Source organism: Streptomyces sp. NPDC058145 (assembly GCF_042884245.1).
Classification (GTDB): domain Bacteria; phylum Actinomycetota; class Actinomycetes; order Streptomycetales; family Streptomycetaceae; genus Streptomyces.
Map to the genome: position 1 here is coordinate 271,518 of NZ_JBHVUH010000006.1, position 11,365 is coordinate 282,882.

The 11,365-nt window shown below is 72.5% G+C and carries 9 protein-coding genes and 1 pseudogene; 4 read left to right on the forward strand and 6 right to left on the reverse strand.

Features of this window, described 5'->3' with window-relative positions:
- Positions 1 to 67 precede the first annotated feature (67 nt).
- Positions 68 to 712: a dihydrofolate reductase family protein gene (locus tag ACFVVO_RS15975; RefSeq protein WP_390055287.1), complete on the reverse strand. Its 645-nt coding sequence runs from the start codon at positions 710 to 712 to the stop codon at positions 68 to 70.
- A 367-nt stretch (positions 713 to 1,079) separates the two neighbouring features.
- Here ACFVVO_RS15975 and ACFVVO_RS15980 point away from each other — a divergent pair, with 367 nt between their 5' ends.
- Positions 1,080 to 2,915, forward strand: a complete 1,836-nt coding sequence (locus ACFVVO_RS15980) for a glycoside hydrolase family 3 protein (RefSeq protein ID WP_390055289.1) — start codon at positions 1,080 to 1,082, stop codon at positions 2,913 to 2,915.
- A gap of 149 nt (positions 2,916 to 3,064) precedes the next feature.
- On the opposite strand, the gene ACFVVO_RS15985 is transcribed toward ACFVVO_RS15980, so the two are convergent.
- The 5 genes and pseudogenes from ACFVVO_RS15985 to ACFVVO_RS16005 form a co-directional block, all read right to left on the reverse strand.
- On the reverse strand, positions 3,065 to 4,312 hold the full coding sequence (locus ACFVVO_RS15985) for an MFS transporter (protein ID WP_390055290.1): 1,248 nt from the start codon (positions 4,310 to 4,312) through the stop codon (positions 3,065 to 3,067).
- Positions 4,313 to 4,659: 347 nt separating this feature from the next.
- Positions 4,660 to 5,460, reverse strand: coding sequence for a sugar phosphate isomerase/epimerase family protein (locus ACFVVO_RS15990; RefSeq protein WP_390055292.1), 801 nt, complete (start codon positions 5,458 to 5,460; stop codon positions 4,660 to 4,662).
- 16 nt (positions 5,461 to 5,476) lie between these two features.
- Positions 5,477 to 5,965: pseudogene (locus tag ACFVVO_RS15995) on the reverse strand (GNAT family N-acetyltransferase); the annotation flags it as partial.
- A gap of 132 nt (positions 5,966 to 6,097) precedes the next feature.
- Positions 6,098 to 6,541 carry a DUF3592 domain-containing protein gene (locus tag ACFVVO_RS16000; protein WP_390055294.1) on the reverse strand — a complete coding sequence of 148 codons (444 nt, stop codon included), beginning with the start codon at positions 6,539 to 6,541 and terminating at the stop codon, positions 6,098 to 6,100.
- A gap of 126 nt (positions 6,542 to 6,667) precedes the next feature.
- Positions 6,668 to 7,720, reverse strand: a complete 1,053-nt coding sequence (locus tag ACFVVO_RS16005; protein WP_390055296.1) for a LacI family DNA-binding transcriptional regulator — start codon at positions 7,718 to 7,720, stop codon at positions 6,668 to 6,670.
- A 278-nt stretch (positions 7,721 to 7,998) separates the two neighbouring features.
- Here ACFVVO_RS16005 and ACFVVO_RS16010 point away from each other — a divergent pair, with 278 nt between their 5' ends.
- The 3 genes from ACFVVO_RS16010 to ACFVVO_RS16020 are packed head-to-tail and all read left to right on the forward strand — an operon-like array spanning position 7,999 to position 11,146.
- Positions 7,999 to 9,150, forward strand: a complete 1,152-nt coding sequence (locus ACFVVO_RS16010; RefSeq protein WP_390055298.1) for a Gfo/Idh/MocA family protein — start codon at positions 7,999 to 8,001, stop codon at positions 9,148 to 9,150.
- Positions 9,147 to 10,298, forward strand: a complete 1,152-nt coding sequence (locus ACFVVO_RS16015) for a dihydrodipicolinate synthase family protein (protein WP_390055299.1) — start codon at positions 9,147 to 9,149, stop codon at positions 10,296 to 10,298. Before ACFVVO_RS16010 ends, ACFVVO_RS16015 begins: the two co-directional genes overlap by 4 nt.
- Positions 10,295 to 11,146, forward strand: a complete 852-nt coding sequence (locus ACFVVO_RS16020; RefSeq protein ID WP_390055301.1) for a sugar phosphate isomerase/epimerase family protein — start codon at positions 10,295 to 10,297, stop codon at positions 11,144 to 11,146. Before ACFVVO_RS16015 ends, ACFVVO_RS16020 begins: the two co-directional genes overlap by 4 nt.
- The last annotated feature ends 219 nt before the right edge of the window (positions 11,147 to 11,365 follow it).

Sequence of the window (11,365 nt, forward strand, 5' to 3'; positions counted from 1 at the left end):
GCCGGTCCCTCGACACGGAGGGGCCGGCACCGCCGGACGGGGGACGACAGCGCCCGGCCGCCCGGTGTCACCTCCGCCAGAACAGGTGGTGCGTCACGCCGCTCGGGCTGGGCACGACCTCGAGGTGGAAGCGGTCGAGCAGCTCCTCCGGTGACTCCCAGAGCCGGAGCCCGGATCCGAACTTCACCGGCGAGACCGCCACGTGCAGGGTGTCCACCAGGTCGGCGTCGAGGAACTGCCGGACGGTGGTGACCCCGCCGCCGAGCCGGACGTCCTTGCCCCGCGCCGCCTCGCGCGCCCGCTCCAGGACCGCCGCCGGATCGCCGCCGACGAAGTGGAACGTGGTGTCCGAGAGCGTGAACGAGGGACGCCGGTGGTGGGTCATGACGAACACCGGCGTGTGGAACGGGGGTTCGTCACCCCACCAGCCGCGCCAGTCGTGGTCGTGCCAGGGCCCGCGCTGCGGTCCGAACTTGTTGCGGCCCATGATCTCCGCCCCGATGCCGTGGGCGAAGTCCCGCGTGAAGTAGTCGTCGAGCCCCCGGCTGCCCCCGGGGTCGGTGCGATTGGGCCAGCTCGCCGTCGCGCCGGCCCAGCCGAAGAGCCTTTCGGCACCGGCGAGACCGAACGGCCGCTCGAAACTCTGGTCCTCGCCGGCGGCGATCCCGTCACTGGAGACATTGAAGTTCTGCACCCTCAGAAGTTGAGCCATGGTTCCTCCCGCGTCATCGGCAACTGTGGTGCAGACTCCCCGGGCCGGAGAAACTCACCGGTGCGGGCCGTGGAAACTCACCCGTGCGGTCGTCCGCCCGAACGGAACCCGTCGCCACCGGCGGCCGTCCAACGCTCAGGCCGCCGGACGAGTCCGCGGTGCGGTGCCGGCCCTCGGACGCGAGACCGGCGCACCCTCTCCGCCGCACCGGGCCGGGCGGCCGCCGCCGTCGGCGCCACCCCCTCCCAAGCGCCGGCGGCGGCCTCACCCCCGCTTCCTGTGCGTTCCCTTGACGGAAAGAAACTTCCCGGATATTGGTGGCTCCTTGGAAGTTTCCTTCAGCGGTTCTCCTCCGGAAGGAGCACGCGTGCACGACAGCAGCACGGGAAGCACGGGAAACACCCCGCGGCCGTCCAGACGGACCGTTCTCGCCGCCACCGCGGGCATCACGGCCGCGCTGACCGTACCGGCCACCGCCCACGCCGCCGCCTCCGGCGACACCAGGCTGCGCGCCCTCATCTCCCGCATGTCGCTGGAGGAGAAGGTCGGCCAGCTCTTCGTGATGCGGGTCTACGGCCACTCCGCCACCGCCCCCGACCAGGCCGACATCGACGCCAACCTCGCTGAGATCGGGGTCCGCACGGCCGCCGAGCTGATCGCGAAGTACCGGGTCGGCGGCATCATCTACTTCACCTGGGCCCACAACACCAGGAACCCGCACCAGATCGCCGACCTGTCCAACGGCATCCAGAAGGCCTCCCTGGAGCAGTCCCGCGGCCTGCCGGTGCTCATCGCCACCGACCAGGAGCACGGCATCGTCTGCCGGGTGGGCCGGCCGGCCACGCTGTTCCCGGGCGCGATGGCGATCGGGGCGGGCGGCCGCCCCGCCGACGCCCACACCCTCGGCCGCGTCTCCGGCGCCGAACTCCGCGCGATGGGCATCAACCAGGACTACAGCCCGGACGCCGACGTGAACGTCAACCCGGCCAACCCGGTCATCGGCGTACGGTCCTTCGGGGCCGACCCGCAGGCGGTGGCCCGGCTGGTCGCCGCCGAGGTGAAGGGCTATCAGGCCTCCCGGGTCGCGGCGACGGCCAAGCACTTCCCCGGTCACGGGGACACCGCCGTCGACAGCCACACCGGCTTCCCGGTCATCACGCACAGCCGGGAGCTGTGGGAGAGGCTGGACGCGGTGCCCTTCCGGGCCGCGATCGCGGCGGGCATCGATTCGATCATGACCGCGCACCTGCAGTTCCCGGCCCTCGACGACGCCGGCGACCCGGCCACCCTCTCCCACCCGATCCTCACCGGCATCCTGCGCGGCGAACTCGGCTACGACGGTGTCGTGGTCACCGACTCGCTCGGCATGGAGGGCGTGCGCACCAAGTACGGCGACGACCGGGTGCCGGTGCTCGCCCTGAAGGCCGGTGTCGACCAGCTCCTCAACCCGCCGTCGCTGGACGTGGCGTGGCACGCCGTCCTCAAGGCCGTCCAGGACGGCGAGCTGACCGAGGCCCGGCTGGACGAATCGATCCTGCGCATCCTGCGGCTGAAGGCCGGGCTCGGACTCCTCGACCGGCCGCCCTACGTCACCGGGGCCGGCGTCGACCGCACGGTGGGCACCAAGGCCCATTTGGCCGCCGCCGACCGGATCGCCGAGCGCACCACGACCCTGCTCGTCAACGAGGACCACATCCTGCCGCTCGACCGCCGTGACCGGCCCAGGGTCCTCGTCGTCGGCGCCGACCCGGCGTCCCCGTCCGGCACCACCGGCCCGCCCACCACGGTCCTGGCGGCCGCCCTCACCGAACTCGGCTTCACCGCCACTGCCCTGTCCACCGGCACCGCGCCCTCCGCGACGGTCATCGGCAAGGCGGTGACGGCCGCGCGGGACGCCGACGCGGTGGTCGTGGCCACGTACAACGTGACGGCGGGCAGCAGCCAGCGGACCCTGGTGGAGCAGTTGCTCGACACCGGCAAACCGGTGGTGGCCGTCGCCGTCCGGAACCCCTACGACGTCGCCCAGCTTCCCGCCGTCAAGGGATTCCTGGCGACCTACTCCTGGACCGACGTCGAACTGCGGGCCGCCGCACGGGTGATCGCCGGCCGGGTGGCACCGCACGGCAGGCTCCCGGTGCCGGTGCAGCGGGCGGACGATCCGACGCAGGTGCTGTACCCCCTGGGATACGGACTGACGTACTAGACGTACGCCGCGTATCGGACGCAAACGCCCATGAAGGGCGGAAAGCATCCCGCGTGTCCGGCGTGGCCCGAGTCCGGGGCCACGCCGGACGGGGCGCCTGGGGGGAGCCGGCCGTCCCCGGGTGGCGCCGGGAAGCTGCCGGGCCGCTCTCAGGGCGCCTCCGGAACGGTGCGTGCCCCAGCCCCTTCCCGCAGTTCGGGAGTCGCCGCCGCGACCGCCGCCACCGCGAGGACGCACATCAAACCGCCGCTGACCAGCGCCGTCGTCCCGGAACTGAAGCCCGCGAGGAGACCGCCGCGCACATTGCCGAGGCTGGGGCCCGCCTGGCCGACGATCTGCTCGGCCGCCGTGACCCGGCCGAGCAGCGCGTCCGGGGTGCGGGTCTGCACGATCGTGGAGCGGGAGACGACCGCGGTGGCGTCCGCCGCCCCCGCGAGGGTGAGCAGGGCGAGGCCGGCCCAGGGGCTGGTCGACAGCCCGAACAGGACCATCGCCGCGCCCCAGGTGCCGGAGGCGCACAGCATCACCGTGCCCGGCTTGCCGAGCCGGGTCAGCGAGCCGGACAGGGCCGCCGCCGCGACACCGCCCACCGCCAGGGCCGACAGGAACAGGCCGAGGGTGCGCGGGTCGTCGCCGAACCGCTCGGCGTTGACCAGCGGGAACAGGCTGACCGGGAAGGACAGCACGGTGGCTGCCAGGTCCGTGATCAGCGCGCCCCGCACCACCCGGTGCCCGGCCAGGAACCGCAGCCCGTCCAGCACCCCGTGCACCCCCGCCCGCGACGGCTCGCCCTCCGGCGGCAGCGCGGGCAGCCCGAAGGCACCGTAGAAGGCGAGCCCAAAGCTGAGCGCGTCCAGCAGATAGCAGGCGCCGATGCCCAGCCGGCCCAGCAGCACACCGGCCAGGGCGGGACCGATCAGCATCATCGTCTGGCCGGTGACCAGGTTCAGGGCGAGCCCGGCGGGCACCTGCTCCTGGGGCAGCAGCCGGGGGACGAACACCCCGGCCGCCGGGGCGCCGAGCGCTCCGAAGGCCGACTGCGCGGCGACCAGCGCGAGGACCGCCACCACCGGGACATGCCCGGTGAACCCCTGCACGGCCAGCAGCAGCGAGCAGACGGCCTGGCCCACGGTGGCCACCAGATAGATCCGGCGCCGGTCCGTCCGGTCCACCCACGCACCCGCGAACAGCCCGAACACCACCAGCGGCAACGCCTGCGCCAGCCCCACCGCGCCGGTCCACGCCGTGCTGCGGGTCATGTCCCACACCTGGTACATGACCGTCACCATGGTCATGAACCCGCCGAGCACGGACACGGTCCGGCCGATCAGCAACCGCCGGAAGACGGGTGAGGTGCGCAGCGGCGTCACGTCGATGAGCGAGCGGCTGAGTCTCACGAGAGCGAACGGGGACGCAAGGGCTGCTGAATCACCGAGGGAGGCTAACCGCTCACCGCGGACCCGGCCAGCGATTTTCCCGTCGCCCGACCGCCTTCCCCACACCGCCGGCCCCGGCGCGGGACACCCACGCGTGCGGTGTGCGGGGGGACTTCAGCGCCGGGGCCGTTGGCGGCGGGACCGGTCGGACTGCCTCGCCGAGCGGGTGTCCGGGGTGGTGGTACCAGGGGCCGGCAGCTCGGGGAGTGGCGCGCCGAGCCGTGGCCGGCCGCCCGGTGCGGGGCGCTCGCCCATGGGGTGGGCGGTGAGACGTCCGCACCGGGCGGCCGTGGACGGGTTCGGTTCGGTCAGGCCGCCTCGCCGAGCAGGCGTACGAGGTGGTCGCGGCCCGCGGCCAGCAGGTCGGGGAGCGGGGTGGCGGACTCGTGCCAGCGCTTCTCGTACTCCCAGCACAGCCAGCCGTCCCAGCCGTTGCGGCACAGGACGTCCACGCACTCGGTGAGCGGCAGGACGCCCGCGCCGAGCGGCAGCGGGGTGCTGTCCTCGGCCGAGGCGATGTCCTTGACCTGGACGTAGCCGAGGTGCGGGGCGAGCGCCGCGTAGCTGTCGGCGGGCTGCTCGCCGCCCAGCCAGGTGTGCATCACGTCCCACAGCGCGCCCACCTGCCGGTGCCCGACCGGGCCCAGCACGCGGATCACGTCGGCGCCGGTGCGGTGCGAGTCATGGGTCTCCAGCAGGATCCGGACGCCGAGCGCGGCGGCGTCCTCTGCGGCGGTACCGAGCCGCCGGGCGGCGAGGGCGTCGGACTCCTCGCGGGGCTGGTCCGGATCGCCCCCGGGGAAGACCCGGACGAACGGGGCGCCCAGATCGTGGGCGAGTTGCAGGAGCAGTCGGATGTCGTTGAGGACGGGGGCGTCGTCGCCGGGCGCGGCGACGCGTGTGTATCCGGCCAGGCCGAGCAGTTCGATTCCGGCCGCTTTGAACAGTGCGGCCGTTTCCGCCCGCTCGGCGGGGGACAGCCCCGGGTGCACGGGCTCCTCGGGATGGGCGCGCAGTTCCACACCGTGGTAACCGTGCGCGGTCGCGAGCGCCAGGACATCGGGGACGGGCAGGCCGGGGACACCGAGAGTGGAGAACGCCAGCTTCATGCTCGGACCCTACTCGTCAGGTGCCCGATCCGCGGAGATCCAACCGCCAGTCCTGGCCGACCAGATCCTTGCCGAAGGAACGGTGCGGCTTCTCGGCGACGAGCACGAAGCCGTGCCGCTGGTAGAGGCGGCGGGCCCCGCTGAGCACGTCGTTGGTCCACAGGACGAGGTCCCGGTAGCCGGCCTCGCGCGCGAAGCCGACGACGGCGCGCACCAGCAGGTCGCCGATCCCGTGCCCGCGCGCGGAGGGCTCGACCAGCAGCAGCCGCAGCCGCGCGGTGGCCGGAGCCGAGTCCCGCACACACATCACGCACCCCACCGCCCGGCCGTCCAGCTCGGCGATCCACACCCGCTCAAGACGCGGGTCGTGGTCCTCGGCGAAGTCGGCGACGATCCGCGCCACCAGCCCCTCGTACTCGGCGTTCCAGCCGTACTCGGCAGCGTACAGAGCACCGTTGCGCCGCACGATCCATCCGAGATCACCGGCCAGCGGCGCGCGCAGCACGCCCCCGCCTTCGTCAGAAGCACTCGAACCCACGACACCGAGCTTAGGCCCGATACCAGTGACTCAGAGGTCGCGCGGGTAGGCGTGGTGGTGCACCCCGGGGTGGCGTCGTTCAGTGGTGTGGAACTCGGTTCACAGGGTGAGGAGTATCCCCGCCGCGGCCGCCGCCCCCAGCGTTCCCACGGCGACGGACAGTCCGGTGTCGAAGCCCACCCGCTTGTCCACCTCGAACGACAGCATCGAGCGCTCCGGGTCCCGCGGGTCATAGGTGACTTCCACGACGTCACCTATTTCCACGGGTGCGACGGAGTACCGGGATGAGCGGACCGCCAGGTCATTCCTGTCTCCTGCGGAATACGCGCAGACCACGCCCACATATCCACCACTGGGCCAGTAATGGTCGACGCATTCACCCTCGACGCGTATACCGGTGGATTCGAGAGGCTTCGCCTTTCGCAAGGCGTGAAGGTTGGTGATCAGCACGAGAGACGAAGCGCACACCATGACAAACAGGAAAATTCTTACCGCGAGCACAGTGAACCCCAGGACGTTATCGGCACGCGCGGACCACGACATGAGCGAGGAATGCCGGCATCCGGGAGAAGGCCCACAAGACGACTCCGCCGACCAAAGAAGGGGCGCGGGGAACTGCGCGACCAGCCCCCACCAACCCGCACCCGCCCAAGCGCCCAAGGCCCCGAGCTACTTGGCGCCCCGCGGAACCCCGGAGGACCCCCGCACCATCAACTCCCCCCGCACCGAAGCGATCCCCCCGGGCGGAGCCTCCTCGCGGCCCATGGCGATGCGCCCAGCCCGGGCGCCCGCCTCGGACAGCGGCAACCGCACCGTCGTCAGCGACGGCACCGCGTCGATGCTGAACGGCAGGTCGTCGAAGCCGGCGACCGAAACGTCCTCGGGGATGCGCAGTCCGGACTCCCGCAGCGCGGCACACGCACCCAGCGCGACGGAGTCGTTCGCGGCGACGATCGCCGTCAGGGAGGGGTCCCGGCGCAGCAGTTCCAGCGTGGCCTCGTGACCGGACCGGCGGTCGTAGCGGCCGTACACCGTCCACCGCGGGTCCTCCTCGACGCCGGCCGCCTCGAGCGCCGCGCGGTGGCCCTCCAGCCGGTGCCGGGTGGTGGTGCGCTCCTCGGGGCCCGCGATGTAGCCGAGCCGCCGGTGGCCGAGGCCGATGAGGTGGTCCGTCAGGGCGCGGGCGCCACCGCGGTTGTCGAAGGTCAGCGCGATGGCCCCGGTCTCCGGCGCGGGCGGCCGTCCGCACAGCACCACCCGGGTCCCCGCCTCGGCCAGCTTGCGCAGTTTGGCCGAGACCGCCGCCGCGTGCGGCGCGTTCTCCACGGCCCCGCCGGTCAGCACCACCGCCGCGGCCCGCTGCCGCTGCAGCAGGGTGAGGTACGTCAGCTCCCGCTCCGGCGAGCCGCCGGTGTTGCACACGACCGCCAGCCGCTCACCGCCCGCCCGGCCGCCCGGCCCCCCGATCTCGGCCTGTATCGCGCTCGCCATGATCCCGAAGAACGGGTCCGCGATGTCGTTGACGAGGATGCCCACGAGGTCGGAGGTGGCCGCCGCGAGCGCGCTGGCCGGGCCGTTGAGGACGTAGTCCAGCTCGTCGACCGCCCGCAGCACCCGGTCCCGGGTGGACGCGGCCACCGGGTAGTTGCCGTTCAGCACGCGCGAAACCGTCGCGGGGGAGACCTGGGCGCGGGCAGCCACGTCCGCCAGGGTCACCGTCATCTCGTCGTCCTCCGGTCGCGCGGGGGGTCGCGCATTGGTGCTCGTACGTCCTCGTAGACAGGCCGGGCACGGTCACGGTTCCGTGCGTGCCGAGCAGACCATAAGGCCAACCAGGCAGTTCGTTCGCCCCCTCGAACAACTCGAAGAGGACACGGTCTTGTCCGGACCGCTGTGCAGAGGCTAGCTTCTCATCGTAGAAAGCGCTTGCTGCACTGGTTGATGATGACGACGCCGGCGCCACCGATCAAGGCCTTCCCGGCGTTACGAAGGGGACTCACGTGACACGCAAGACGGTGCGTATCGCCATGAACGGCGTGACCGGACGCATGGGCTACCGCCAGCACCTCGTCCGGTCGATCCTCGCCCTGCGCGAGCAGGGCGGCCTCGACCTCGGCGACGGCACCGTGCTGTGGCCCGAGCCGATCCTGCTCGGCCGCCGCGAGCACGCCCTCAGGGAGATCGCCGACCGGCACGGCCTGGAGCACGTCTCCACCGACCTGGACGCGGTGCTCGCCGACCCGAGCGTCGACATCTACTTCGACTCCCAGGTCACCTCCGCCCGCGAGGAGGCCATCCGGAAGGCGATCGCGGCGGGCAAGCACGTCTACACCGAGAAGCCCACCGCCACCGGACTCGACGGCGCCCTCGAACTCGCCCGGCTGGCCCGGGAGAAGGGCGTCAGGCACGGCGTCGTCCAGGACAAGATCTTCCTGCCCGGACTGCTCAAGCTGAAGCGGCTCGTCGACGGCGGCTTCTTCGGCCGGATCCTGTCCGTCCGGGGCGAGTTCGGCTACTGGGTCTTCGAGGGCGACTGGCAGGAGGCCCAGCGCCCCTCCTGGAACTACCGCGCCGAGGACGGCGGCGGCATCGTCGTCGACATGTTCCCGCACTGGGAGTACGTCCTGCACGAGCTGTTCGGCCGGGTGACCTCCGTCCAGGCCCTGGCCACCACCCATGTCCCGCAGCGCTGGGACGAGAACGGCAAGCCCTACGACGCGACGGCGGACGACGCCGCGTACGGCGTCTTCGAGCTCGAGGGCGGCGCGATCGCCCAGATCAACTCCTCCTGGGCGGTGCGCGTCAACCGCGACGAACTGGTCGAGTTCCAGGTCGACGGCACCGAGGGCTCCGCGGTCGCCGGTCTGCGCAAGTGCCGCGTCCAGCACCGCTCGGCCACCCCCAAGCCGGTCTGGAACCCGGACATCCCCGCCACCGAGGTCTTCCGCGAGCAGTGGCAGGAGGTCCCGGACAACCAGGAGTTCGACAACGGGTTCAAGGCCCAGTGGGAGCTGTTCCTCAAGCACGTGCACGCCGGCACCCCGTACCACTGGGACCTGCTGGCCGGTGCCCGTGGCGTGCAGCTCGCCGAACTGGGCCTGAGGTCCTCGGCCGAGGGCCGCCGCCTCGAGGTCCCGGAGATCTCGCTGTGACCCTCCGACTCCCGGACGCGGACGGCGGCCTGCGGACGTACGAGCCCAGGACCGAACCGCTCCCCGTCACCCCCGGCACCCCCTTCACCTCCCGTACGGTCTTCTCGGCGGCGCACGTCGTGGCCGACCCGTTCGCCGACACCACCCCCGACTCACCCGCCGCCGTCGACTGGGACACCACCCTCGCCTTCCGCCGCCACCTGTGGTCCCACGGGCTCGGCGTCGCCGAGGCGATGGACACCGCCCAGCGCGGCATGGGCCTGGACTGGGCGGGCGCGGCCGAGCTGATCCGCCGCTCGGCGGCGGAGGCCAAGGCGGTGGGCGGCCGCATCGCCTGCGGCGTCGGCACCGACCAGATCACGGGCGGCACCCTCGCCGGCATCCGCGCGGCCTACGAGGAGCAGCTCGCGGTCGTCGAGGAGGCGGGCGCGCAGGCCATCCTGATGGCGTCCAGGGCGCTCGCGTCCGCCGCGCGCGGCCCCGAGGACTACCTGGAGACCTACGGCCACCTCCTGCGCCAGGCCACCGAGCCCGTGGTCCTGCACTGGCTCGGCCCGATGTTCGCCCCGGCGCTGGAGGGCTACTGGGGCTCGTCCGACCTCGACGCGGCCACCGAGACCTTCCTGGAGGTCATCGCCGCCCACCCCGACAAGATCGACGGCATCAAGGTCTCCCTCCTGGACGCCGGGCGCGAGGTCGACCTGCGCCGCCGGCTCCCGCGGGGCGTCCGCTGCTACACCGGCGACGACTTCAACTACCCCGAGCTGATCGCGGGCGACGACCAGGGCTTCAGCCACGCCCTGCTCGGCATCTTCGACCCGCTGGGCCCGCTGGCCGCCGAGGCGGTACGGGTCCTGGACACGGGCGACACGGCCGGCTTCCGCGCCCTGCTCGATCCGACCGTGGCCCTGTCCCGTCACCTCTTCCAGGCCCCGACCCGCTTCTACAAGACCGGAGTCGTGTTCCTGGCCTGGCTGGCCGGCCACCAGAGCCACTTCACGATGGTCGGCGGCCTGCAGTCGGCCCGCTCCCTGCCGCACCTCGCCCGCGCCTACGAACTCGCCGACGGCCTGGGCCTGTTCCCCGACCCGAAGCAGGCCGAGGAGCGCATGAGAAACCTGCTGTCGCTGTACGGGGTGAACCAATGAGCACCGATCTCGCACGCACCGATCTCGCGCGCTTCTCCATCAACCAGATGACGGTCAGGCAGCTCTCCCTGCCCGAACTCGTCGAAGCGTGCGTGCGGTTGAATGTGCCGGGCGTGGGCCTGTGGCGCGAACCCGTCCAGTCGTACGGCGCGGAGGCGACCGCCAAGCTGGTCCGGGACGCGGGTCTGACGGTCACGACCCTGTGCCGGGGCGGCTTCCTCACGGCGACCGGTCCCAGGGAGCGGGCGGCGGCCCTGGCCGACAACCGCCGCGCGATCGACGAGGCCGCCACCCTCGGTACGGACACCCTGGTCCTCGTCTCCGGCGGTCTGCCGTCCGGCTCGAAGGACCTGCGGGCGGCCCGCGAGCGCATCGCGGACGCCCTCGCGGAACTCGGGCCGTACGCCGAGGAGCACGGCGTACGCCTCGCCATCGAACCGCTGCACCCCATGTACGCGTCCGACCGCTGCGTGGTCTCCACCCTCGCCCAGGCCCTGGAACTCGCCGAGCGCTTCCCCGCGCACCAGGTGGGCGTGACCGTGGACACCTACCACCTGTGGTGGGACGACCGGGCGCCCGAACAGATCGCCCGCGCGGGCGCGGCCGGCCGCATCCACACCTTCCAGCTCGCCGACTGGACCACCCCGCTTCCCGAGGGCGTCCTGAACGGCCGCGGGCAGATCGGCGACGGCTCGATCGACATGCGGGAGTGGAAGGGGTACGTGGAGGCGGCCGGTTACACCGGACCCATCGAGGTCGAGCTGTTCAACGAGGGGCTGTGGGCCCGGGACGGCCGCGAGGTGCTGGCCGAGACGGCGGAGCGGTTCGTCGCCCATGTGATCCGGTAGGAAAAAGATTCCGGATCCCGTACAACCCTCCCCCCGCGCCCCGTGTCGAACCGGTCGTCTGGAACTCCTGGGGAGGGGACCCGGGGGGGATCAAGGGGTTCCGGCACGGAGGGGAAAGCCGAGGGGGTGGGGCCCGGGGGCGGCGCCGGGGGCCCCCCCCCCCAACCACCCGCCGCGCCCCCCCCCGGCGGCGAGAGCAAAACACCCCCCCCCCCCCCC